The 25,571-nt window shown below is 42.7% G+C and carries 16 protein-coding genes; 1 reads left to right on the top strand and 15 read right to left on the bottom strand.

Translation table 11 applies throughout. The features are described from left to right. From NY07_RS04545 to NY07_RS04495, 11 genes are all read right to left on the bottom strand, one after another. Nucleotides 1-432 carry a DEAD/DEAH box helicase gene (locus tag NY07_RS04545; RefSeq protein ID WP_140946891.1) on the bottom strand — a complete coding sequence of 144 codons (432 nt, stop codon included), beginning with the start codon at nucleotides 430-432 and terminating at the stop codon, nucleotides 1-3. A gap of 223 nt (nucleotides 433-655) precedes the next feature. Continuing rightward, entirely contained in the window at nucleotides 656-2,503 is a 1,848-nt protein-coding gene (locus NY07_RS04540; RefSeq protein ID WP_033538149.1) for a nuclease-related domain-containing DEAD/DEAH box helicase, read from the bottom strand. Continuing rightward, complete coding sequence (locus NY07_RS18985) at nucleotides 2,494-4,008, bottom strand: hypothetical protein (RefSeq protein WP_052125493.1); 1,515 nt, start codon at nucleotides 4,006-4,008, stop codon at nucleotides 2,494-2,496. The genes NY07_RS04540 and NY07_RS18985 overlap by 10 nt, the downstream gene beginning before the upstream one ends. Further along, a complete protein-coding gene (locus tag NY07_RS04530; protein ID WP_033538147.1) occupies nucleotides 4,008-5,186 on the bottom strand; it encodes a DNA/RNA helicase domain-containing protein in 1,179 nt (392 codons plus the stop codon). Before NY07_RS04530 ends, NY07_RS18985 begins: the two co-directional genes overlap by 1 nt. Further along, the gene (gene drmB, locus NY07_RS04525; RefSeq protein WP_033538146.1) at nucleotides 5,179-7,059 is read right to left on the bottom strand and encodes a DUF1998 domain-containing protein; all 1,881 of its coding nucleotides are present in this window, start codon (nucleotides 7,057-7,059) and stop codon (nucleotides 5,179-5,181) included. The genes NY07_RS04530 and drmB overlap by 8 nt, the downstream gene beginning before the upstream one ends. Then, nucleotides 7,052-10,195 (bottom strand): helicase-related protein, encoded by a 3,144-nt coding sequence (locus NY07_RS04520; protein WP_052125492.1) that lies wholly within the window; start codon nucleotides 10,193-10,195, stop codon nucleotides 7,052-7,054. The genes drmB and NY07_RS04520 overlap by 8 nt, the downstream gene beginning before the upstream one ends. A 28-nt stretch (nucleotides 10,196-10,223) precedes the next feature. Then, a complete protein-coding gene (gene ssb, locus NY07_RS18980) occupies nucleotides 10,224-10,772 on the bottom strand; it encodes a single-stranded DNA-binding protein (RefSeq protein WP_052125491.1) in 549 nt (182 codons plus the stop codon). A gap of 251 nt (nucleotides 10,773-11,023) precedes the next feature. Beyond that, the gene (locus NY07_RS04510) at nucleotides 11,024-14,182 is read right to left on the bottom strand and encodes a tyrosine-type recombinase/integrase (protein ID WP_140946890.1); all 3,159 of its coding nucleotides are present in this window, start codon (nucleotides 14,180-14,182) and stop codon (nucleotides 11,024-11,026) included. Next, complete coding sequence (locus NY07_RS04505) at nucleotides 14,140-16,620, bottom strand: hypothetical protein (RefSeq protein WP_033538144.1); 2,481 nt, start codon at nucleotides 16,618-16,620, stop codon at nucleotides 14,140-14,142. The genes NY07_RS04510 and NY07_RS04505 overlap by 43 nt, the downstream gene beginning before the upstream one ends. Continuing rightward, nucleotides 16,620-17,189, bottom strand: coding sequence for a hypothetical protein (locus tag NY07_RS04500; RefSeq protein ID WP_033538143.1), 570 nt, complete (start codon nucleotides 17,187-17,189; stop codon nucleotides 16,620-16,622). Before NY07_RS04500 ends, NY07_RS04505 begins: the two co-directional genes overlap by 1 nt. Before the next feature lie 321 nt (nucleotides 17,190-17,510). Beyond that, the gene (locus tag NY07_RS04495) at nucleotides 17,511-17,894 is read right to left on the bottom strand and encodes a DUF3718 domain-containing protein (protein ID WP_033538142.1); all 384 of its coding nucleotides are present in this window, start codon (nucleotides 17,892-17,894) and stop codon (nucleotides 17,511-17,513) included. Between the two features lie 292 nt (nucleotides 17,895-18,186). On the opposite strand from NY07_RS04495, the gene NY07_RS04490 reads away from it, so the two are divergent. Beyond that, on the top strand, nucleotides 18,187-20,889 hold the full coding sequence (locus tag NY07_RS04490) for a bifunctional acetate--CoA ligase family protein/GNAT family N-acetyltransferase (protein WP_033538141.1): 2,703 nt from the start codon (nucleotides 18,187-18,189) through the stop codon (nucleotides 20,887-20,889). A 6-nt stretch (nucleotides 20,890-20,895) separates the two neighbouring features. Here the strand turns inward: NY07_RS04490 and NY07_RS04485 are convergent, their stop codons facing one another. The 4 genes from NY07_RS04485 to dmeF form a co-directional block, all read right to left on the bottom strand. Next, the gene (locus NY07_RS04485) at nucleotides 20,896-21,924 is read right to left on the bottom strand and encodes a GGDEF domain-containing protein (RefSeq protein ID WP_033538140.1); all 1,029 of its coding nucleotides are present in this window, start codon (nucleotides 21,922-21,924) and stop codon (nucleotides 20,896-20,898) included. Nucleotides 21,925-22,068: 144 nt separating this feature from the next. Beyond that, nucleotides 22,069-23,697, bottom strand: a complete 1,629-nt coding sequence (locus tag NY07_RS04480; RefSeq protein ID WP_033538139.1) for a phosphoethanolamine transferase — start codon at nucleotides 23,695-23,697, stop codon at nucleotides 22,069-22,071. A gap of 310 nt (nucleotides 23,698-24,007) precedes the next feature. Continuing rightward, nucleotides 24,008-24,424 (bottom strand): MarR family winged helix-turn-helix transcriptional regulator, encoded by a 417-nt coding sequence (locus tag NY07_RS04475; protein WP_033538138.1) that lies wholly within the window; start codon nucleotides 24,422-24,424, stop codon nucleotides 24,008-24,010. Between the two features lie 38 nt (nucleotides 24,425-24,462). Beyond that, a complete protein-coding gene (dmeF, locus tag NY07_RS04470) occupies nucleotides 24,463-25,503 on the bottom strand; it encodes a CDF family Co(II)/Ni(II) efflux transporter DmeF (RefSeq protein ID WP_033538137.1) in 1,041 nt (346 codons plus the stop codon). Between the last annotated feature and the right edge of the window lie 68 nt (nucleotides 25,504-25,571).

Here is a 25,571-nt window from a genome sequence, read left to right as displayed (position 1 = left end):
CTAATTAAAGCCACGCATAAGCTCAGACATAAGAATACCCGCTTCAAGGGTTTTACCCAGACCAACGTTATCGGCTATAAGAATACATTGCCTAGGCTGCTGTAATACTTGTTTAGTTGGGTCGAGCTGATAAGGAAGCGAGTCCATAGCCGCCTTGTGGCCCATGTAAATTTTCTCATCTGTTGGGATACGTTGCCGTAGCATACTTTCAATATAGAGCAGAGAAGCTTTATAGTTAGCTGAGTCATCCTCTACCAGTCGTGTCTGCGCTGGATCAAGGATAGCGATATCTTGCTCCAACTCAGTGATAAAACGACTCTCTTTACCGCGAACAAGCTCAGAACCCCCTTCACAAGTTAGCAATTTATTACCATGCCCCAACTGTTCAACACGACGGATAGTCCACTCTTCATTACGAATTTCAACGCGCATTCCTGGCGCATAACTAGTATTTTTATTACTCATTAATCATAGCCTAATGAGTTTGCATCTACAGTTATTTGTTACAGAAGCTGACTAACCGAATTTTCGGGGGATTATACCGCTTTTATTTCCTAAAAAACTTGAGGTTCATTTCGATTACAACTCTTTTAATATCAATTGGATATAGTTTAATCAATATGCTCCTAACAATTGGCATTTTTTGCAAAACAACTTAATTAGATGAGGGCTCATTTACAGACAAACTGATTTCTTGTAATGCAGTTGCATCAATAGGTGCAAAATAACATTTCCATCCCAATTGCGAAAAAGCTTCCTTTGCGTCCAGTTCTTCAGGTTCAAAAACAGCAATTTTGTAGTCAGGCCATGCAAACTCAGCCATCGCTACTACCCTTTGTTCATGCACTAACTCAAAGCCCAGTTTAGGAACAAGGAGGCTCTGCTCTCTAAAACCTTCTGCCTCATTGACCAGAAAAGTATTCTCCAGAATAACTTGCCATCCTGGATCATCTTCTAGGTCAGTATTTATTACAAAGTCAATATCATTGGATACAATGCAAAGTTGCTCACTTGCTCTGGTCATCCCTACATAAGCAACTTTTTGCTCGCTATCGAAGAGCTCATGTGACACATCGATGAGTACAATGCACTTGTTTTCCAGACCTTGAAAATTATCTATCGTTGAAAAACTAATTTCTCGTGGAGGAAAATCCTTCATCTTGTAATCGTCGAGCTGAACGACTTGGTTCAATATTTTTTTCGGCAGCCTGTTTATTACACTATCGTTGTATTCTCTAGGGGAAAGGACTGTGATTTCAGAGCTCTTATAACCACTACTCATTTGATGCAAAATTATTTTACTGAGGCTTCCCTGAACATCGTCAGGATCTATCATATACTCCTGAACAGAAGGGCCGTTCATAGAATCCGTCTTTAACGATGCTGTACCAATTTTTTTCTTAAGGTATGAAAGAAGCGTACGTGTATTTCTGAAACTTTTTGTCAATGAATGATTCGAATGAGGTAATGATTTGATATAATTTATAGATTCTATACAGTTCGGATAATTATTCTCTATCTGATTAATAGAGTCTTGAAAAAGTAGCCAATGCCCAGTTCCAAGACCTCCATATAGATATCGATTTAATAGCGTAACTAATTTCTTATTTAGGCAAATCTGTGCTTCATCGATTATCACATAATCATAACCATTAATTAAATTTCGGCGACTCACTATTTCAACACTTCCCGGATAAGCAACAATTACACGTTCATTTTGAAGTTCACTTTGAAGATATGCCTTTAACCATTTCGAGTGACATATTATTAATAATTTTTTTGAGTAATGCAGGTACTCATTTGCTAACTTCTTTATAAGAAGAGTTTTTCCAGTACCTGCAGGACCTTCACAGATGATATTCTTATGGTCTAGAAAATCTCTTACGACGTTGCTTTGTTCTTCAGATAATCCTTCAAACGGTTTGTCACAAAGTTTGGGGATAAAGTCTGGGCGCAAGGCTTTTGATATTGCTTTAATATCGCTATAGTCAAGCTGTTTAATCTTTTCGCTTTCACCTTGCCAGTATGCAATATGCTCATCTATCCAAGCCCTAAAGTGTCTAAACTCTTTCCTTGTACAAACTAGCTCTTTGGGAAGCTCTAGCGAGCTTTGAAATTCACCAGTCTCTGGGATTATGATCCCAAAACCAATGACATGTTCATAACTTAAAAGCCCCATGTTTATCAAGGAATCACGAAGCTCATATATAGCACTTCTTGCCTGTCTTTTAGGGTTCTTAATTATAAATTTTTCTGATTTTCCCCTTGAAAACCAGTTACCATCTTCTCTGTAAACACCTCCACCTTTCACCTCAAATGCAAAAATACCTGCAGCACATATCAACAAAAAGTCAATTTCTCTAGTCTGGTTTTCACCATGCATTGGTAAACCCACTGAGTGAAAAACAAACCCGCTATCCATAACGAGTTTTCGAAATGCATCGAATACTTTCAGTTCTGCTTGGCTACGATTTTCGTAGGGTTTGCTAGGATTTATTTGCATATATCAAGCACTTTGTTAAGGGTGGTATCCAATACAGTTTTCTTCATCATGATCGACGAATAGACTTCACTATCGATAGTGATTCGAAGAGATGAATTAATATCAGCACTCACTTTCCCCTCACAAAACGAAAAATCTTTAACTTTTATCTCTAGCTTACAGGCGTCTGAAATACCAAGAAGTTTAATTATTTTTTGCTTTTTCTCCAAATACAATGAACTAGAACTTAGCATTTCCAATATTGTTTTAATTGAAAAAACTTGTTTGCCAGAGTTTGGCCCTCTTATATACTCAATATACTGAGCAATTTTTTGAGTTATAAAAAACTCTAATCCACTTATATTTCTAACCTCTTTAGGAATGAATCTATATTGGCTAGTTAAACCATAAAATAATGCAAAGTTTAAATAATCTTTTTCATCCAATGCATCATCAAAATTTTCTAGCATTGACATGGCAGATGAATTATAAACAAGACTCAATAAAGTTTTACGTAAATCTGAATTACTTTCATTCAGTGCATACTTGATACTCTGACCTTCATCATCTGTGTTGTCATAGACTGACCTCATTTCATTCATGATATTATTAAAGCGGGCATTAATTTTTGGGATACCCGTATCTTTACTTAAAAATGTTATGACATTATTCAACACGTCATTTTGAGAACCATTTGATGCTACATCCATTTTTATCAGGCAAGAAAAGAAATCATTATATATACTTTGATTTTCATTTACTTCCTCACCTTTGTCTCTTGTTTGAAAGAATGAGATGATTCGATCTGTTAGGCTTTCTGGTTCAGATATATATTCTAGTCCGTTTGGAACTTGACTTAACCTGTGGAAATAGGCTTGAGATAATTCTCCATTTTTAGTCATTACATACGCCATACATAATGTTCCAGCGTATGCTAATGCTTTAGGCATTAACTGAGGAGGTAATTCAGACATATCCCTAACACGTTGTCTATACAAAACGCTTACTTCTTCTGTGCATATACTTTCGCTTTCTACCTTAGCATTAAATAAATCATCGTTATTAGCAGCTTCACTATCTTGTTTTATACTCTTCTCAACTAACTTTGAGAAACCTGTCTGTTTTATTTTACTTTTATCAACAAAACTAAAACAACTAGGTCCTTGTTCAAACGTAAGTCTCTCAAAGTCACTTTTCGCTTGCTTATCTTCAAAAACAATCTCTTCAATTTGACTAAGAGAAATACAATTCCGATATAGATAAAAGCCATCTTCTTCAGAAAAATCAATGTCATCATTTATCTTTAGCTTTAATATTGCAGTTTTTAGATACTCATCATCTTCTTTTGAAAGAACAATCCCCTCATCAGACACTTTGTTAGTATATAAAGGAATTATTCCCGATTTAATACTCAACGCATCCACACTATAATTTCCTATTGGAAATAGTTCTTTCGGTGTAATTATTCCGGCATGAAAGAAATTAACAAGGTTGTCTACACATATAGGTGTCAAGTAGATAGCCATTATATTACTTTCCTTTTTAAAATAGTTTCATCTGTTGGTAGCAAAGGAGTGATATTATTGGGGAAAGAATTACTTTGCATTATAAATAGTTTATCTATTGCTCGGGTGAACATCACATACAGCCTTTTCTTTATTGCTGTCTCATCCCCATTGTAAACTTGCAACCCATCGAGAATGACATAAACTGTATCGAACTCTATTCCCTTTACTGACTTATCACAAATTACAACAATTCCTCCCTGATCAAATGGAATATTTACATTTCCTTGATTTTGATTGCTTGAATATGTAGATACAATTGGAGTACCGTTTCTTCTATTAGGTAACTCTGCCCTTGCTAGTTTTTTTACATAGTCTTCCCGCTTAACTTCAGATGGAACAATTACCCCTATTAACTTTCCTGGGCCGTTGTCGGCTTCGCGTAAAATGTTCTCTACACATTTTTGTACGGAAGTATAGTTTATCAAGGTTGGTGTATCTATTGATGGCTTATTAGGAAGTTGAGGCAACGGACTGGCACGATCTGTGTAAAAATGTTGAGCCAGTTGAGCTATTGGCCCGGTATTTCTATGGTTTTGTGTTAACTCATGCACCTCACTTGTTTCGATATCAAGTACTGTTTCAAGATCTCTTCTGCTTGAGTTGTTTAACCTGATTTGTTGGTTTTGATCAGCAACAACAAAAAAATTCTCATGACCGAGATACATTAACGACTCATAAAAGCCTGAAGGTAAATCCTGCCCTTCATCAATAACAATGTCATAGATTTCATTATTAGATTGATAATCTTTACTGTGTGATTCGAAGATTAGTTTTAACTTTTCGTAATCTGGTGATATTTCTCGTACTTTTTTCTGTGTGGCTGTTTGCTCACACTCTGGCATAAACTCGTTTGTAAGAGCATATTGAGTATTATATATAAAACGCAATGCCGTATCAAAATGAGACGCCGTGTTATCTAATGATACTGAGCTGTGTTGTAGAACATGATTGAAGGTTAGGAACAGTGGCTTTTTCCCATTGTTATATTTCGCTAATCGATGTAATGCAATAACTGACTTACCAGTACCTGGAGCACCGACTACAATATGTTGCCCATCCAGAGGCAGTCGTAAAATACGTTGTTGCTCCTTAGTCAACTGACTCAGTAACGGCAACTTGAACTCTCGTTTACTCATCTGCCATATCCTTTATAAATTTTTCTAGTTCCGGAATACCCAGCACTTCATCTCCTTTAATCAGGGTACGATCTAAAAGCACATTACCATAATCACAACTAGTATCTGGTATCAAACAACAACCATGGCACGCAGCCAAATTGAGCCCGTCTCTTCCCTGACCGGTATGCTCGGAACAAACAGGATCCAGAGTACACCACTTAGCATGATTAAAAACGCCTTCTAGCAACGCCAAAATATTTTTTGGCTCTGCCTGCTCCATGAGACCGCCCAGTGAGCCCGCCACATCAGCAACAGCTGTGTAGATTAAAAAGCCACACATTTCGTCATCTATAGATGCATAGATTCGCTCAGATAAAGAGGCCGCAGGGTAACCGCAGTTGTTTTCCAACTCTCGTATCATAAGGTGTGCGAGTGTATGTAAAAGCAGGAAGCGCGGAGAGATCTCGCTAACCTGAATATAGCTGCCTGAAGCTTCAAAACGTAAAGCTAGCTCTTGAGCACGTTTAACTACTGGGGTTAGGTTTTCCCAATGTATTAGCCAAGATGGATTTAACGTAAGAAACAACCCTTCTCCAAACAGCTCTATTGCAGGTAGCCAGTGTGACTCTCCAATAATATCTGGAGGTAAGATAGTAGGCTCAGGAGTTTCTTTTGTACCATCTTCCTCTTCTTTCTGCTGAGGACGTAAACGATGAAACCCCTTAAATATCTGAACCTTTCTTAGCCGATCTACCCGGACCAACTGACCAATAACAGAAGCATAGGGTTTTAAATTTTCGCTCACACTCAACTTGAGATCATCTAATCGCTTGGTTTGATGCTTAGTAATAAAATCAGCCGCTTTAGAAAATGTTTGCTCAGTTGTAAGTGCATCATATTCTTCCTGAAGCATCTGACCTGGTGAACCAAGTAATTCATGTTCACACTCTTTATCTATAGTTGGGTCCTGATATTGGAGCAGTGCCTCATTTACGGATTCTGTGCTTACTTCTAGATCATTAGCAAGACGACGAATCCTGCTCTTTCGTAATAAAGATGTGGGAGAGGATAGTATCGAATCAAGAACATCACTATATTTTAAGATTTGAGCTAATACATCCGTTGGTTCATCATTATTGGACTCAGGTGGAATCACTATCCCCTCGTCAAGAACTGGTGTGTATACCTGAGGATCACTAATTTCTACAACTTTGGTTGCTAACTGAGCGCCCTCATTATAATTCAACCGTTCATAGATCCAGGGCTGTGGAGAGGACAATCTTATTTGTACATGATGAGAGTTAAACTCAATTCTGGCTGGACATTCCATGCACTTAATAAATTCTTTCCCGCTTTTTCGAAGGTGGACAAGGTTATCATTGTGATTTTTCTCAAGACACTCCCTGATTTCATCTGTATCGTTTTTATCAGGCCTATGAACCAACCACTGCCAATTAACCTCACCTAAATGACCTAGCTCGTCAATGTTACAATATATCCCCTGCTTTAATGGCACACTACTGTCACAGTGATTACATAACATTTTATTTCGAACATTTGGATTAAAGTTGTCTAATGCGTTGAGTACCATGCGACCACATCCAGGGCATTCAAAATAACGTGGAAACAAAACCGCTGGAATTGATTTAGAATGGTCTGCTTCATTCTGTTCATTTCCGGTGGGTGGTAAAAAAAGGTCCTTGGATACCTGCAGGCAACGTTGAATCCGTCTTACATTTCTTATTGGCTCTAGAGATTCGGGAACATTTACCCCCCAAAATCTTGTATCAACAACTACCGCGGTATAGTCACTTTTATCACGTACAATGCTACCAACTCCCTGAGATGCTCCAAGGTGAGAAAGACGGATGGGCGTAAATTTGCTAATCATGCTTTATCCCTTTGACAGTTTTCATCAAAGCGCTGTTTTCAACACTCCTCATTGAAGTCATAGCACTCCACACAGCTTTCTTTTCTTCACTATAGGTCTTCAGTAAAGAGTCAGCCCCACGATCATTTCGACTGTTGTACTGAAGCTGCCTCCTATTCGTTATTGCATTCTTGGCTTGAAGATCCCATTCATCAACCAAATCATCCAGCGTTGACAATGTCAGCTCAAGCTTTTCACTTTCATCTTCATTCTGATAAAAATCTTCAAATGGACCACAAATTGCGGACCCTATACGTAGCCTGAACTGGTTTATTAAGCGCTTGATTTTGGGATTATCCTTATCGAAGTAATCAGCACTGTCATTTTCGGCAAGCCCAATGCCTCCCATTCTAACTGCTACCACAAGTGATGAGTGAAGTGCCCGTTTAACTGCCTGGTAAGTAAAGGGGGTTAAGCTCGTAGGTTCAACGTATCGATAAAATGAATCATGATACGAACAGAAATTTTCGTAATGAGACAAACTACGCGTCTGAGATTTGTAGAAATTAACAAAAACAATACCGGGAATATCCCCCCGCCCAACGCGACTACTCGCCTGAATATACTCTGCAGTAGTGAGTGGCTGGCCATTTATGATCATTACTGCAAGTCGTTCAACATCTAACCCAACAGAGACCATATTTGTTGCCAAGGCAACATCTACACAATCAGCAGTATCTTTCTCTTTTTCCAAAGCATTGAAAACAGCATTGTTACTTTCAGCACCTTGCATGCTAGTAAGAGTTTTAGTGTTTAGTCTCCGAGGTTCGATTTTCTTATACTCAGACTCTCCTGAGTGCAAACGATTGTATCTATCCGTTATATCCTGAATTCGACGACCAACTTCCCCTTCAATCAATGTTTGGCTAATTCCGACTCCCTTCAAACTACCGTGATACAACATCTGAGTCCACCATGCCTTTTGGAGCTCAGGATCCGAGTGTTGGTGGATAACGGGTGCGCATGCTATAAGACTTGCTAATGGTGCAAGACATCGCTGTCGTGGTTTGTTATAAGCCATATAGCCAACATACATACGGCCAGGCTTTTGAGATGTAGGAACAGTTTTAGCAAAGTATGAGTCTTTGTAACTGATACCGGCAGGTGGAAAAACTGCTTGTTTCTTCCCATACAGCAGCTTTATTTGATGTTCTGCGTTACGTATAGTGGCAGTAGATGCAATATATTTGGGATATATTCCTCGAAGTACCAAGGCAGATTCTATTCCAACCTCATAAAGACCAACCATTGAGCCCAGCTCACCGGAGATTAAGTGTAATTCGTCCTGAATGATGAGCTCAGGTGGCCGCTGTTGCTTCAATCCAAAAAATACCTGAGCACGAGCCTCCCAAGCTAACATCGCAAATTTATCTACTGTTGCTATAAGTAAGGTTGGAGGATTTTCATATAACGCTTCATCAATAGAATTAAAAGGAAGAACCGGGCTATCACTTTTTCCAAAATCGCATTCAGAGTTAGTGCATTTTATGGAAAAACTAGTATCTGATATCAGGTAATTTTCTCTCGTGAAACCAGCCTTACACCAAGGGCAGCTTGTCATACCAAGCTTTTCAAATCTACCTTCATTGATGGCGTCTTGAGTATCTCTGTAAGTATTTGCAGTACTTGCTGCGCCCACCCAAAGCCCTAAAGTAAACGGCTCAGTACCTAATAAGGCAGAGTTCTTTCTACGTAAAAGTTCTAAAGCAAAAATCACCTTCGAGGCACGAGCAAACTGTTGGCTTGTTAAAAGGCGCAGAGTGTAACGCATTATGCATGCCGTACCTGAAGAACTGTCAGGATAACAACATCTGCGGTAAACAAATAAAAAGACCATGACTCCAAGGTATGCCTCTGTTTTCCCTCCTCCAGTAGGAAACCAAATGAGGTCTACCAGATCACGGTATTCGTCATCTTCATTGACTACTGATTGCATCGTCATCAATACAAAAGCAAGTTGAAATGGTCGCCAATTGAATTTACTTTTATCTTCTTTTTTTCCTGCAAGCATCTGTTTTAGCATTGCAGCATTTGCATATGAAAAAGCAATTCGAGCCGACTTGCTTTGCTCCAAAAAGGTAACGCCTTTATCCATGCGTTCTTTTGCTTCTTTGGCCTTTGCGACAATTCCGTCAGCAGTTTCTTTTTCATCCTGAGCATATGAGTCCGCTATTGCCACTTGCTCCTCGATCCAATATCCGTAGCTATTAACAAAAGCTCTAAGTTCTTCTATTACTTCGGAATCCTTGTGACTCTTAGTTAGGAAATCAAAGCTCAAATAACGAAATTGGTCTCCAGCAGTGTTTGCCGTCACCGAGGGCACTTCAACTTTCGGCATAAAACTGGTTTCAAGTACCACTTTACCTTTTGAATTAACATTCCAATTAACGGCAGCAGCATGCCCAATACCAAAAACCTTGATGTCCTTATAACGAAGCTCAAGTTCGCGTTCTTCTTCTGTAAGAAGGGAAAAATCTTTTTTTGGGTAACTCTGCACTACACCTTTAATGGGTGTAGCTCGAAGAGATACGTTAAATAGAGTTGCGGCAGCAACCCATGGAGTGTTTGCTTTTTCAGCTTTTTCTTTTTGGTTGTTAGTTAAAGTAAGAGTAACTATAAAGCCATCGTTATAAGGGCGCCATATCTGATGAAGTGTAGCCCGATGTTTCTCTTTTATTTGATCAAAAAATACTTCTGTCTTAACAACTCGCTCACCGTTACTTGGTTGTACGATGGATGTAAAATTGCCATCTGGAGAATAGACTTGTTTTTCCCATGATTTTATTTTCTCCGTTTTGCTCTCTAACACCCCTTCAGGTAAGGGTTTATAAACTGATGCTCCGAGCTCGACTGATAACTCAACCCCTTCACCATCATCTGTAATGTAAAACGAAAACCCGACAGACGAAGGTGGCTTCATGGAAGAAACTACATTACTGTCTGTACTTTTCTTTACCTCAGTGTCGTCTTGTCGAGGGAATAATAGGCCGATATCTATGAGTTCTAACGGGTTTTGCGTTATATTCTCAAATTCAATATCTTTTAAATTTCTCTCGACCCACGTAACAAAATCACGCCGCGCCTCTGTATAGTTCATAGTGTAGAGTCCTACCTATCTTACTTAATTACATACTCACCTTATTTGGTCTCATTAAAGAGTCTACCGCTAGAACGAGTATGTCATCATCGAAGTCATCCCAGTTAATCTGTTGCGTAGTTGAGAATAAAGGGTTATTTGGAATAGATTGTCTAAGAGGAGCAACACTGTTTGTTGTAGGTTGCTCTTGTGACGATTCAAAATTAACTGCATTTGAATCAGGAAGACCACTTAGTAGCTGAATATTTGCTGAAGGCCTCCGGACAACCACTTCTGTCGTATAGCGATCTCGAGCATTCTGCTCTTGCCATTCACGTGTTGGCAATTGGACTTCAAAGTATACCAGGCTTCCGTTTTTTGCATAGTTTGCAACGCAGTTTGCTGAGGGCCCAAACACTGACACGCGATGGCATTCACTCCTCAGGCGCATTTCTTCGATATTTAGGTCTTTCCAGATTTCAGTAGTGGTGACTGACAGAGACGCCTGTAGCTCTTCCCCCTGGAAAGTACTCACTTCCGGATTTTGACCAAGGCTACCGATTAAAATTACTTTATTTATTCCACGACTAGCCATCATCGTCCCTGTTGATTTTTCTTATAACTTTATTTTAATACGTACATCATAACGGATCCGAAACGATATGAATAAAAAACAACGCTAAATCCTTACTATCAATAACAATAATCTGAGGCAGATCAATATTGCAAATACGAACATAATTCGTCAAATTAACAAATCCATCAAGATTTTTTTGTTCTCGCAAAAAATGCTTCCACATTGTGCTTTAACTCTCCAACAGACACACAGCATCCGGTTTTGCTCCTCCCCTACAAACGCATAATCACTAACCGCATAAAACTCACAAATCCCTTCCCTCTTTTGATCTTCCCAGCTTTTTGTGTTGCTGATTTTTCAGCAGCGACGTTTTCTTTTCGCACATGCACACTCACAAAGCCTGACTCTTGGTAGGGTAAAAAACAGCCATCATCACTTTTAATAATTTGTTCATCCTTAAACGTATTGACGATAGAAGCGTTTGCTGACTTTGGTATCACCACTTTAATTTCACCATTTTCGATTGATGCTTGCTCGCACATAAGTTTTACCCACGATTGGTAATGAGCATGATACTCATTAAGTTGCTTATTCTGTATGCATGCAAGGCTCGGGTAATACCACTGTATACTGATGAGGTCTTCTTTGATGCCCATTTTTTTTAGCAGTTTAAGCAGCGTTGCTATTGGCTTTTGCTTACTGGTACGTAGCAAAAAGTCTTTTCCTGCCACAAAATCACTCTTCAGTTCGAGTAGTTGGTTAAGCTCGATGTCCTTTAAGTGTCCTAATCTATGCGCATAATCAAAACGATTAATCAGGGTTTCCAGGTACTTAACATCACTGCGGCACAACTTGGCATAATTCACATGCGGCGCAAATTTGTATTTCGATTTTGGAAGACTGGTTTGTGTAAGCATGCTATCAAGTTTAAGCAGTTGGCAAACCGTTGTTACTGGAATATTTAAATCTTCGCTGATCCATTCAGCAGTTTGCCCCACAGCGGCTCGGCGTATCACACGCCAAATAGTGGAGAGTGGAAGCGAGCCACTATTTTTTTCCGTGCTTTGCGGTGTTGGCGGGATGAGTTCAAAACTGTCAGAGCGAAGAGTTGGGCAAAACGATTGTGGTACCAATTTGGTATAGCACTCTTTTATACTCGGTTTAATATGTATTTGTCCAAACTCATTCGCCTGTGCCTTTTGTCCCCAGAAGGCACGCAAAACGCGTATGCTTGGTGTGTGATTAGACACTTTAGTTCTTCTTAAAAAATCACCCAGATGAAAATAGGAAGAGAGCGTAGTATCAGGAGATGCATGCCCAAGCATCATGGACAGAGCCCACATCTTTTTGCGACTAAAGGGGGAGATTCCTAATCGCTGATACAACTGCTCAGCGCTTGGATTATAAAAGTAGTGGTGGTTAAGAAACGAAAAATGCGTGAAATGTGCAACTCTGTTTTGGTTCATCTTCAGCCATATCCAGTTGCAAAATGAGTGGCGGCAATGATGGAAGCGAAGTCTATTGTCACCTGTCACGCCTTGTATGGTTTGCGTCACCAAGTCAAAGGCCACTTGGGTTTCGCTTTCATTGCGAAAAAGTTTCATCGAGCGTGTTTGATCTGCGCGGCTACTATTGAGAAACTCTCTTAGTTCACATAGTGCTTTCATCGGCAGCAGTGAATCTAACGGCAAGTTTCGAGCGCTATCCGGAGATTTTAAGCTACGGTAGCGATTAGCACGTACGTGCAGGGTAAAGTATGTGAGCGCTTCATTGAAATGAAAGTCTTTGTATTGCAATCCAGCAATTTCTCCTCTCCGCAATCCAGCGTAAAAGCCAAGTGAGAATATAAGTAACGTTTGCCGCCTTTGGGAACCTGTGAGCCTATTGAGTTCCTCAATTACCCTATCAGCTTCATGATGTGTAAGAAGATGCGCACTTACCTGCCCCTTAACCACTGGGATATCTAAATCAGAAAGGCAGAGCTTAGGCACTAAGCCACTTTCAACCAGAAACTCGGCAAAGTACACCACATAGCCTTTCTTACTTGTAGCATTAATACCTTCGGCTGTGATGTTGAATTTTTCAGCCCATGCTTCACTATTTAACAGTACAGCGTTGCAACCAGAAAATTCCGTAAGGAATGGCTTGGCCACGTAATTTATGTAGCTACGTATTGTATTAAGACACAGTGTTTTTTTGTTTTTCCCACCCTCTGAAAGCAGTTTGTAGAGCCAAGCCAGTACCAACCAAATCCATGGCTTTCTAGCAGAATAATTGGCATTTTCGAGCCAAGCTCGAAGCTCCGCTTTAATTTCTGCAGCCCTGTATTGTGAGGCTTTTGCAGGTAACTTTTCAAGGCGCGCAATGAAATGCTCAATATCTGCCATCTGCTGAGAAACCGTCAATGACATAGTTTGCGGTTTTTTTGTGGGGATCTTGGTTTTGTTAAGCCCTGTAGACGTGAACCATGCTGCTTGCTGACGCTTAGTCACGCCTTCGACTTGATTTTCCTCTTGAACAATATCAACTCGGTTACCCGTTATAATTCGATACAAGGCATTTTGATCTAATAGGGTGTTGGCATGCAAAGAGGTGATCGTGCCCATTTCTATGGGACTAGCCAGAAACAGTGCTTCCAATTGATAGCCCTGCTTAAGCGTCGCAATGCGCAATTTTTGATAAGGAGAAATGATGTGGTTGGCTTTAGCCCAACGCTCAATAAGACTTTGTTGTGTTCCGTGCAAGCGCGCGCTACTTTTACGCCAAGCACTTAACATCAGTTCCCCCATGGGTGAGAGCCAATATCGCCTATCGCCATCTTGATAAAACCAGTGCTTATTGATGCAAAACACTGCGGCTTCACTGGTGAGCAGTTCATCGATTTGGCGCGCATAACGAAACCCTTCTTTCAAGAACAGCCACAGTAATAAGATGGCACTGTTATCTTGCGGGGTGCGCAAGTACTCAATAATGACTCGCTCATCTTCAAGCGCGGCATATAATCGCTCGTGTAAACCAGAGTCCAGCATAGGCGCCAGGGTGACGATGGGTTGCTCGGGTTTAATTTCCACAAACTGTGGCAACGGTGGACTCTTAATACCAAGCTCTTGCTCGATAAGAAACAGAATCAGCTGAAATAATTTGGTGTGAAGCACATTGATATGAAATGGCTTGGGAAATTTAGTTAGGACCTTGCGAACGCTTTCCTGGGTAACACTGTCACCATTATCAACAAGTAGCGAACAGCTAAAACGGTAAACCTTCTCAATCCAGTCTTTAATATCTGATTGCGAAGCATCTATCAGCTCACACTGCATGAGGTAATCTGGCATCTCTTGATACGCTTTTTTTAAATAGCGAGTTCGAATCACGCTAGCAAGAGCCTCTTTCACTTTCGCCCCCTTGTTAGTATGGATGGCATGATCACCCACCCTAACTCATCAAGCATCGTGTCAAGAATAGGTGCTAAGGAGGTCGCTAATTCAAGATGGTCAAGTGATGAATAACGCCCTAGCGCCAATTCGCCATAATTAAAATGCCCAAGATGAACTTGGACCCATTCCTGCGGGACATGTTGAGACTGCAAATAGTGACGCACATAGTGACGCCCAAAGTTATACGGCAGTGATACACTTGATGCGTGTCGCATTTCCATTTCACAAGGTCCCGCATTAACACTTTTGAACTTCCCATTTTCTTTCGTATCAAATAGCAGGAAGTTCCCATCGTTATTCGTCGAATGCTTAACAGAGTTCAACCAATCAAGACGCTCGGCACTGCCTTCAATGTGGCTTAATAAATGGTAATTACTTTGCCCAAGCATCGACTTGGACTCAGATGGGTATGAACCAGTCAGAAGTGAACCGAGTACCTCGCAGTGTCGCTGATAACACTCTAACTGTTTAGTCAGCATCTCTGGCACGACAACCACTCTCGAATGAGCGAGATTTTTGCTTGCATCCTTATCTGAAATACCTAAAAGCCCAAAGCGTTTTAAGTGCAAAGAAAAGCTAGGAAGTGGGTTATGCACTGCACGATAACCCGTCGCGTTAAGAAGCATATATAGTGTATAAAGTGTGTAGTGGTTGTGATAATCAATCGCCGATTTAATTGAAATGCTGACATCATGTGGTGATAGATCGGTCAGCGGAATTAGCAGCTCGGCGACAAACTTACGTACACTGTCGCTGGTTGGGGTAAATTGAGAACCGATCCCTATGCTCTTGTCTACATCATACGGGAGATAAGTAAGCAACACCTTTCGCTCTGACGCGTATTGACCCATATAAGCAAACATTGCCTTCCATAGTTCGCCAATAGCAAAATTTAAATCTACATTACTGTTCCATGCATAATGGCGCGAAGACCGAGTGTAATAACCCGCACCACGCAACACTTCCATACAGACGGGGTCAATACAACCAGTAGCTTGATTTAAATTCACCAAAAAGCGTTCAACTCGGGCTTGATTTATCTGCACTTGATGTTTGTTGTTGAGTGAGTGAAAAAACTGTTTGGCCGCTTTTTTAAGTTTAGCTACCTGTTGAACTATACAATCCCCAACATGTCTCTCACCTAACCCTAAAGCACTAGCCAACTCAAACGGCAGTTGTATCACCGCATACACATTTGTTTTTTTTAAGTGGGGACTGGCCGAATGTTTTCCACGATTGGCGGTAGGCTTTACTTCGTTTTTCCAATACCACATCCCGTCATGCTCAAACACACCTACGCCATCAGATTCCTCACTTTCAATAACATGAAACGCTTTTAACTCATCTAAGGTGCGAGTAGTGAGCAAACTCAACAACAGGGCTTGCTGAACATATTTCGGGGCAAGGCCATTGATGGGTTTGCGTTTGGTTAATGTAAGCTCTTGCCACAAGACAGCCAACTCATGCGGCTGAAGCACCGTACGGTGCATTGCATTTATATTGTGGGCACGCCCCGTATTTTGACTTATGGACCTTTGTCTTGCTTTTAGCTTATCTTGGTCTTTAATTTGCGCGATATCAGGCATTTCATGCTTGGGTCTACTCTTTGCTTCAGGTTCAACCATTACGACTGCACATGGTGGGACATCTTCGAGGGACTCAAGACCATTTTCTATTTGGGACTCATCGAGTTTGTCGGGCAAGGTTTGTAGAACGTACAAGCTATCACTGCCAGTAATGTATTCAAACTTTCTACCCCGATATGACGCTCGATAGCTCTTTTTACGTCTTAATCGCCGATGCTGTTTAGCTCGCCAGTCTAGGGAGTAAAAATGCTTAAGCTCACGCACATAGCCTTCTAACGTCAAATTGCGTTGTGACTCTTCAGCAGACTGTAATTCATCGAGTAGAGCCGCAAGTTGCATTGTGTTCTGCTGAGCTTCGTCCGAGGAGACGCAGTCCAAATCAAACTCTTGTGTTTTAAGTGCCAGTCGAAAGGCGCGAAAGGCGCTTTCCTCTCGCTCGTGAGTCGCAATCACGATTTCATGTTCAAAATAATGTCTTAGGAACAGGAGTATTGGTCTTGATGTCTCAGCAAAATCGATATTGGCAAACGTCAGTAATAACGAGTATACCGGACGCTGCGACATCCATCCTTTCGCCACAGGTTTAGTGTCTATTAGAGGCCACTGCTGCGTATCAACTACCCCAAGACCCTTTAAGTGCCCTACATCAAACTGCATTACCTGCATAAAAAAAGCTGGATAAACAGCGACTAAACGCTCCAAAAAGGTTGCAACTACTCTCAGCCCTCTGAAATCGGGAGGACATTCGATATTCTCGAGAAAGTTACGTACCTTACCAGTTATGACTTCATCGTTCGATTGGATAAGATTTGCAATGTTAGTTTCGCTCGGAAAACTGCTCGCATCCATCACAACTCCTTTTTCGAGATGCTTAAAAATTCAGCTAACTTTTTACTGGTGTCGAGTTCTGGGTAGAGCGCTTGCCACTCTTCCGATTGATAGATACTTTTCTTGCCCGCTTGCTTTGAAAACCAAGCACGCAAGTATTGACCGATTTTACGAGAATCGTTCACAAAGCATTTGTTAATCAAGTTATTGGTTAAGTCAAACTGTGCCATTTGGCGGCGGATCATTTGTGTTGGCTTTTTATTTAAAATAAATATCGGGACCTGAAAGTCCTCCGGTAATTGCTGCATCGCTTGCGCTGTGAACAGTGTTTTTGCGGTAAAGCACCCACTGACGATCTTAACGCGCTTTCGAAACTGGTAGCCGATCATTGCCGACTGGTAACAGAGATAAGTGAATGGGTATGTATTGAGTAAATTTTTTTCGGATACGGCCTTAACGGAAGAAAACGGATTTGCGTTGTTAATAAGCGCTTCCAACTCGTCATCAAAGAAGATTCTATCGAGCGATACCTCAGTAAAGCTGATTTGATTTTTTAGTTTGGAATCAAACGATGCCGACAAATCTACCATACTCTCTCCCAAGTGGCTTTGAAGTCAAAACAGACTACCATTATGTACCTAAATAGTTACTTTCAAATAGTCACCAGAATGTGACCAAATTTCAAGCAAAATCACCTTATACGATCTAAAAATGAGTCAGGCACTAAAAACAAATGATTGTATTTATTAAAGTATGCGGCTGTAGCAAAGTTTGCGGAAAATAAAAAATTTAATATATATGTCTTGACATGGTGGGGGTCGGTGGTTCGAATCCACTCGGTTGTACCAGCTTGTAAAATACACAGTAACCAGCGCAAGCTGGTTTTTTTTGTGCCTGTTGTCCAGCAGTGCCTATTTCGCGCTCACCATCACCATGACTGGCGCGCCGTCATCCGGCACTTGATGCCGAGCTAGATCGGTAATACTCACCCGAGTTTTAACCTTATTGGCCAAGGATGAGTGACGAGAGAGAAAAGCGTAAGTTTGTAAGGCCTCATATCGATGAGAGAATTGCGCCAGACTCATACCATTGCAGGAGATGGTATTTACACCATAGCGCATGTTATGTTCATAGTTGACTAACTTACGCTTAAGCGATGCTTGGTTATCGCTACCCGCTGCGATACAGATTTTGGTCTCCAGACTATTATCCTCAGCCACAAATTGATAATTAGCCCCGTAGGCAAACGATGCGCTAAAAGTCAGTGCAACAAAAAGTAAACCCCTTGCTTTCATGATGAACTCCTTGGTTCGGACAGGACACTCATATACATAAACGCCACTATTTCATTTGAACTGTCATTTGAACCTTGATGTTTGAACGGACACCCTATGATATCTACGTTATACAGTTCCAAGTTAAGCTCAGTTTGTCCTTCGAAGTTGTTAACCCTTGATGTAAAAGTGTTGCAAGGTATGTTGTCCATCAACTGACCCCACTAACACATGCTTATCCTACTAAAATCCTAGAGAAAAAAAGTGCAACTGAGTTACACTGTCTGTTGGCGAGGCACAATAGGAGTCGGCAATGAGCCAGCGTACATTACACACCCTTTTTAAACCCAAATCGGTCGCCATTATTGGCGCGTCTAACGGTGCCAAGCGTGCTGGCAATGTCGTAATGCGCAACCTGTTGTCCAGTGGTTTCTCTGGCCCTATCATGCCTGTAACGCCAAAGTATGAAGCCGTCTTAGGCGTGTTAGCCTACCCTAATATCGAAGCCTTACCACTCAAGCCCGATCTTGCCATTATCTGTACCGCGGCAAGTCGCGTTCCGGCTATCGTTGAGCGCTTAGCGCAATTTGGTTGTAAAGTGGCGATCATCAACGCCTCCGGAATGGCAAACCAGTTAGATGAAGAGGGGCAGAACCTACTAACCCTTACCCGAGCTCACGCCAAGCGCTATGGCATGCGCATACTGGGCCCTAACAGCCTCGGCATGATGCTGCCTAATTTGGGACTCAACGCTAGCCTGGCGCACACTAGTGCCCTGCCAGGTAAAATCGCCTTCGTGTCGCAATCGGCGGCTATCGCTACCACAGTACTGGACTGGGCTAACAATAAGGGGATCGGCTTTTCCTCCTTTATTTCTCTTGGAGATGCCACGGATATCGATTTTGATGAGCTACTCGATTATCTCGGCCGGGATTCGCGTACGACCGCCATCATGCTCTATATCGACTCGGTTAACGAAAAACGTCACTTTCTCTCTGCTGCTCGCGCTGCTGCGCGCAATAAACCCATACTCGTCATCAAATCGGGGCGCAGTTTAGAAGGCACCAACGCCGCCAAACTGCACACCGGCGGTGAAGTCGGTAATGACGCCGTATATGAGGCAGCATTTAGACGCGCCGGTATGCTCAGGGTCAACGATCTGGTAGAGCTATTCGCCGCGGTGGAAACGCTCGCCCATTCAGCACCACTTCAGGGCGAGCGACTGGCTATCTTAAGTAACGGCGGCGGCCCCGGCGTATTAGGGCTAGATCAGCTTATTCTTGGTGGGGGTAAACCGGCTACACTGGACGATGAAACCTTCGATAAACTGAACGCTTTTCTACCCGATACCTGGTCAGGACAAAACCCAGTCGATATTGGCGGTGATGCGGATGCTAAACGCTACACTCAAAGTCTCGATATTCTGATGAATGCCGATATTGCCGATGCCATCTTGGTCCTGCACTCCCCTTCGGCCCTTGGCGATGGCATAGAGATCGCCGACAGCATCATAGACCTTATCGCTAAACACCCAAGACGTCATAAGGTCAATGTCCTGACCAACTGGAGCGGCGAAGACTCAGCCTATCAAGCTCGTAAACACTTCAACCGCGCGGGAGTCCCCACCTATCGCACCCCCGAAGGTGCCGTTGGTGCATTTATGCACATGGTGGAATACAGACGTAACCAGAAGTTACTGCAAGAAGTACCACAATCAATTCCAGATAACATTCCCACAGATGCACAGTTAGCACGTCGCCTGCTGAATCAAGCGATTAGCGAAAACAAACAGGTTATAGAGACACACGAGGCCAGTGCTATCCTAAAGGCGTATGGACTCAATACCATAGAGACACATTTTGCAGCCAGTGGGGAGGCCGCCGCCGAGATTGCCGAGCAGATAGGTTACCCGGTCGCTTTAAAGGTGCAATCACCGGACATTCATCATAAGTCTGATGTGCACGGCGTGATGCTTAACCTCACCTCAAAGCAGGAGGTGTTACAAGCGGCCGACGCCATGATTGGCCGCGTCCATTCTCTGAATCAAGATGCCGATATCCAAGGGCTTATCGTGCAAAAGATGGCACTTACCGCTGGCACGCAAGAGATACGTGTCGCCGTCACCAACGATCCAGTCTTTGGCCCGGCCATCTTGCTTGGCGAAGGCGGCTCAGAGTGGCAACCTAACACAGACGCGGCGGTGGCACTTCCCCCCCTCAACATGACGCTTGCCCGTTATATGGTTATTCAGGCCCTTAAGACTCACAAACTCAAAGATAGGCATCTGCCACTTGGCCTAGACATGAATGCATTATGCGTCATGCTGACTCAAATCTCTCACCTGATCATAGATTGTCCCGAAATAGCTGGATTAGACTTAAATCCTGTGCTTTGCGCCGGCGAGCAGATCACTCTGCTCGATGTGAATATTCAGCTTAATCCTAATGCCCAAGATACGCCCAACCGTCTGGCCATCTGCCCCTACCCTAAGGAGATGGAAGAGCACGCCGTGCTTAAAAATGGGCTTGAGATCATGCTAAGACCTATCTTGCCTGAAGATGAACCTAAGCACCTGGCCTTTGATAATTCACTGTCTGATGAAGACAGGTATAAGCGCTATTTTGGCGTACGTTCAAAGATGACTCACGAAGAGATGGCGGTGCTTACTCAGATAGATTACGCCAGAGAAATGGCCTTTATTGCCACGGCTAAGGGGCCCGATGGTGACGATATCACTTTAGGCGCAGTCAGAGCCTCTATCGATCCCGACAACACTGAGGCCGAATTTGCCATGGCGGTTCGCAGCGATCACCAAGGCATAGGGTTAGGAAAACTGTTACTCGAAAAACTGATCGCTTACTACAAAGCTAACGACACCGAGCTATTAACTGGCTTTACCATGTTTGAAAACCGCAATATGGCAAGCCTAGCGAAAAAGTTAGGCTTTACCGTAACCTTCGATATGGATGAGCGCCTGATCAAGATGGACATGCCGCTGAAACCGCCTCAAGGCTAATATCTATTAGCCTTTTATGCAGTTACGCCCGGCCGACTTGGCACGATAAAGCGCTTCATCGGCTCGTGTAAGATAGGACTCACGATCATCATCATGACACAAACAGGCGACGCCAATGGACACGGTTATTGCCCCTAGGGAGAGTTTCTTATCTTTGCCAATACTCAGGTGTCGCTCGGCAATACGGGATCTAAGTTGCTCGGCGACCACCATGGCGCCCGAGTGATCGGTATCAGGTAATAGAATAACAAACTCCTCACCACCATAACGAGCGACGAAATCATCTCCTCTTACCCCTTGCTTTAACGCCAAAGCGACATAGGCCAGTACCTTGTCACCAACGAGGTGGCCATGGGTATCATTAAACTGCTTAAAGTTATCAATATCGACGAGGAGCAGGCTGCTATTGCGTTGCTCGCGCCTAAATTGTTGAATGTGAGAGAGCACCTCTTCGTCGAAGGCGCGGCGATTACGCAGCGAAGTAAGCTGATCTGTCATCACCGCCACATTGAGATTTTCCATCTCTGACTTTAGCGCCGCAACCTCATCATTCATCACCTTAAGGCTGCTCTCCATCTCTCGATTACTGGTAACAACCTGAGCCACCTCTTCGGCAAGGGTATCGATAAGACGCTCCAGGGTTTGAGGGTCGGGGTCTTGGCTAATGTTATGCTGAAACTCATTCAGACTAAGATTAAACTGCGCCGTGCCGGCAGTGACTTCTGATAGCCGGGTCATAAAGTTATTGATCAAGATCTGCGTTTCGACCTGCACACTCTCAATAACCTCAGGTGATTTTTCCCTAATAAAGTCATTGTAGAGACCCGCATTAACCTCAGTAGTGAAATGAGCGCGGCTGGCAACCAAAGCATCGATGGCACGCTTAAGGTCCAGATTTACCCCACGAAAATACTCATACCATACGGCATAATTATCTGGGGTAACTGGAATATTGAGTTCAGACATACGCGGCACGGCATGTCGCAAAATTTTAGCTGAAAGCTCAGTTTCGGTAAGTTGTTTAGCCAAATTCATAAAGATTTTCGCCGTTGATATTATTCGAGAAACACTAGCGCATTAGGGCACGCCATACTCTCTCAACTCAATGAGAGAAGACGCTTTCTCTACAATAACGAAAAATGCCAAGCTTACCAGCTTTTTGTTAATAATTTTGTACACTTAACCCTTGCGGCACTGTGCAAAAATATCCATCTCTTTGCGATAAACCGCGCTAGACACATTCATCACACCAAGCAAGCTAGAGAATAAGTTGTCGTGTGAGAAGCCTCCCTTTGTTGCGTAATCACTCAGGCATTGTTTATCCAAATGGTTGTCTACCGCAAAATCTGGCGAGATCCACGCAAGCAAAGGAACCTTTATTTGCTCGTCGGGTGCAAAAGTATAAGGGGTACCGTGCAGATAAATACCGCTCTCTCCCAGCGACTCGCCGTGATCAGACACATAAAGTAGCGCCGTATCCGCCTGTTCATTGTGGGCTTCAAGGCGAGCAATCACCTGAGCGATAATATAGTCACCATATAAAATGGTATTATCATAGGTATTCTTCAACTCTTCGTCGCTACAATTTTGAATATCGCTGCGCTGACAATCGGGCACAAATTTGCGATGTGTTTCAGGATAACGCAAATAGTAGGTCGGGCCGTGAGAACCTATGATATGCAGGACTATCATAGTGTCTTGGGTTATCCCTTTAGCTAACTCCTTATCCAGCGCATTTAATAACACCTGATCGTAGCAGTTATGGCCATCACAAAGCTCGGGGTCACTGTTAAAATCGATATTGATATGGGTCACGCGATCGCACACCCCTTTACAGCCGCTATCATTCTCTAACCACTCCAGCGCTATGCCCCCATGATTAAGTACATCGATGACAGTATCTTGTGTCTGAGCGCGCCGTGCATCGTAATCAGTTCTGTCCATACTGGAAAACATACAAGGCAAAGAAACTGCTGTAGCGGTACCGCAGGACGAGGTGTCTTGAAAGGCAATCATGTCATAGGCCTTAGTATAGGCATTGGTGGGTTTATCATAACCATAGTACTCATAGTTACGTGCTCTGGCGGTTTCGCCCACCACAACCACCACTAGGTTAGGCTTATTATTGCCATCATGAGTCATATTCTTGGCATCGAGCCCCTGCTCCTTGTAGACCAATGGCTCTTGAAAATAATTAACTTTGACATACTTTACCATCGACCCAATGGCATAGGTCGGCACTATATAACGCTTCATTTGATCATGATTACGGCCAAAGGCAACATAGTTTTGATAATAGAAGAAACCAATCACAGTAATTCCTGCCAACATGGCGGCCATAAAAACCAGCTTATGCATGACTTCTTTGACCAACGGCTTGTACACAATCCTAGTCTTGTAGATCAATAACGCAGGTACTATCCCTGTCAGCGCAAAATTCAAACCCGACGACCAGTTGAAATAGGTTAAGGCCTCGGCGCTATTTGTCTGCACCATGTTTTCTATCATCCCATAGTCAAACACCACACCATATTGCAACGCGGCAAAAAACACACAGGATGAAATTAAGGTCAAACCAATAAAAAAGGGCTTTAGCAAGTATTTAACTGAAAATAGGGAAAAGATAAAACTTAACGCTAAGAGCAAAAACAGCGGAATCGTCGCGACAAAGAGATAGTTCACCTCTGCTTGCGTTTCAATACCCTGTTTCACTATGCCAAACAGCGGCATATTAAACACACAAACATAAAATAGTGCGATGATCAGCGTAAACTGGTTCGCCGATAGATTTTTAACTCTCGACAGCACTGAGTGTTCTCTCTTTAATAATGACGAAGACAGACCGATAACAGCCAACTAGAAAATTGATTAAAACCGGATTTATATCAGTTTATTAACGCCATGACTTCGTCGTAATACACTAGACCTTGGGGCAAGTCATTGTCCAAGTAACTGGGGCGCAGAAGGAGCCAGCAAATTTAGCTAACCAACATACAGCACCACAAATAAAGCAGAATTTAGGTTGCTTAACTTGCGTTAAGCAACTTGTGCTAAGGGTGAGATACTTACACAGTGGAGGTGAAAAAAAAGTGTAAGAAAGGCGGGAGCAAATGCGGGGCTAAAACTCCTGATTCATCCGTTCAAAAAAACACAATAACAGTTCTCGTTCACTGTCGGAGAACTTAGCGGTTAATTGATCAGACAAGCCATGGTGTAATTGGTCGTGTTCTCGATAAACGGCCTGCCCCTGCTCAGTTAAGCCAACCAGAATAGAACGTCTGTCCTGCTGATGAGCCTTACGCGCTACCAGGCCAGCCTGTTCCATCTTGTCTATCTGTACAGTGAGAGTGCCTGTTGTGATCCCCATCTTTTCCGCTAACTCCTTCATGCGAAGATCGCCGCTAGCACCTAAAATTTCTACCGCATGAATCTGTGGTAATGAGTGGCCTGCATCCTTAACCACCGCCATCTCCCACGAGGAAAGCTTCTCGTAAAACTCAACGATGGCGTGGCTCAATTGATCGTTATTTTGCATCTAAGGTAAATTCTCCATTTAGTGCCCTGCAACTATCCTTAGTTTGCTTGTTGGCACTCAGTTTGACGACACGTGATGAGTTCGACGGTTAAATGATCGATACGTTCAAATTTAGCCAATTTGTGCTTGAAATAGTCCAGATCTTTTGGGTCGTGGCTAACAATAGACACCATAGCCGCATAATGATCGGCACTCACAGGCCAGACATGAATATCGCTAACCTGATGATCCGCTTCATCTTCGATAAACTCGACCATCTCATTCACATACTGCTTTTCTATACTGGCATCCAACAAGATAGGCCCCGTCTGTTTCATCAGTCCCCATGCCCAGCTGGTTATGATCACGGCGCCAACTACCCCCATAACAGGGTCAAGCCAGGTCAGCCCCAAGTACTTACCAAACAGCAGCGCCCCAATCGCTAACAAAGAGGTCAACGCATCGGCCATAACGTGAAAATAGGCAGCACGCAAATTATGATCATGGTGACCCTTTTCTTCATGCTGGTGGTCGTGGTGATGGCCATGCTCCTGATGTTTATCGTGTTTATGGCTGTGTGTATGCCCGTGATGATGTCCGTGTCCGTGATGATGGTGCCCATGATGGTGGTCATGGCTATGATGATCTTTAAGCAAAAATACCGAGATGACGTTAACCGTTAAACCGATAACAGCCACAAAAATAGCTTCGTTAAAATGGATCTGCTCGGGGTTAAACAAGCGACTTACCGACTCAACGACCATGAGCAAAGCCACTAATCCCAGGGCAACAGCACTGGTAAATCCGCCAAGCACGCTGACTTTACCGGTACCAAACGCAAATTTTGGATTATTAGCGTGCTTTTTAGCGTAATGGTAAGCAAACAGGGTAATTAGGAAGGCTGCAGCATGAGTACCCATATGCCAACCATCAGCCAGCAAGGCCATAGAACCATATAAGGTCCCGGCAGCTATCTCGGCTATCATGGTAAACAGCGTTAGCAACAACACGTAACGGGTATTACGCTCGCCATCAGCGTTTAAGTTAGCGAATTGATGTGAGTGCTGCCAAGGGGCAAGATGATCCTTAACATCGGACATAAGTAGTTCTCTATTATTGTAAATAAGTGATCGTTATTCATGATCGAAAAAACTAAATTTGTCTTTTC

This window comes from Shewanella sp. ECSMB14101 (genome assembly GCF_000773485.1).
Lineage (GTDB): Bacteria > Pseudomonadota > Gammaproteobacteria > Enterobacterales > Shewanellaceae > Shewanella > Shewanella marisflavi.
Note: the sequence above shows the minus strand (reverse complement) of the source record. Positions and strands in the feature narration are given on the sequence as shown.

Bases quoted from the DNA above. Each gene is read 5' to 3' on its own strand.
- NY07_RS04545 (WP_140946891.1), bottom strand. From the start codon at position 432: ATGCGCGTTGAAATTCGTAATGAAGAGTGGACTATCCGTCGTGTTGAA.
- NY07_RS04540 (WP_033538149.1), bottom strand. From the start codon at position 2,503: ATGCAAATAAATCCTAGCAAACCCTACGAAAATCGTAGCCAAGCAGAA.
- NY07_RS18985 (WP_052125493.1), bottom strand. From the start codon at position 4,008: ATGGCTATCTACTTGACACCTATATGTGTAGACAACCTTGTTAATTTC.
- NY07_RS04530 (WP_033538147.1), bottom strand. From the start codon at position 5,186: ATGAGTAAACGAGAGTTCAAGTTGCCGTTACTGAGTCAGTTGACTAAG.
- drmB (WP_033538146.1), bottom strand. From the start codon at position 7,059: ATGATTAGCAAATTTACGCCCATCCGTCTTTCTCACCTTGGAGCATCT.
- NY07_RS04520 (WP_052125492.1), bottom strand. From the start codon at position 10,195: ATGAACTATACAGAGGCGCGGCGTGATTTTGTTACGTGGGTCGAGAGA.
- ssb (WP_052125491.1), bottom strand. From the start codon at position 10,772: ATGATGGCTAGTCGTGGAATAAATAAAGTAATTTTAATCGGTAGCCTT.
- NY07_RS04505 (WP_033538144.1), bottom strand. From the start codon at position 16,620: ATGGATGCGAGCAGTTTTCCGAGCGAAACTAACATTGCAAATCTTATC.
- NY07_RS04500 (WP_033538143.1), bottom strand. From the start codon at position 17,189: ATGGTAGATTTGTCGGCATCGTTTGATTCCAAACTAAAAAATCAAATC.
- NY07_RS04495 (WP_033538142.1), bottom strand. From the start codon at position 17,894: ATGAAAGCAAGGGGTTTACTTTTTGTTGCACTGACTTTTAGCGCATCG.
- NY07_RS04490 (WP_033538141.1), top strand. From the start codon at position 18,187: ATGAGCCAGCGTACATTACACACCCTTTTTAAACCCAAATCGGTCGCC.
- NY07_RS04485 (WP_033538140.1), bottom strand. From the start codon at position 21,924: ATGAATTTGGCTAAACAACTTACCGAAACTGAGCTTTCAGCTAAAATT.
- NY07_RS04475 (WP_033538138.1), bottom strand. From the start codon at position 24,424: ATGCAAAATAACGATCAATTGAGCCACGCCATCGTTGAGTTTTACGAG.
- dmeF (WP_033538137.1), bottom strand. From the start codon at position 25,503: ATGTCCGATGTTAAGGATCATCTTGCCCCTTGGCAGCACTCACATCAA.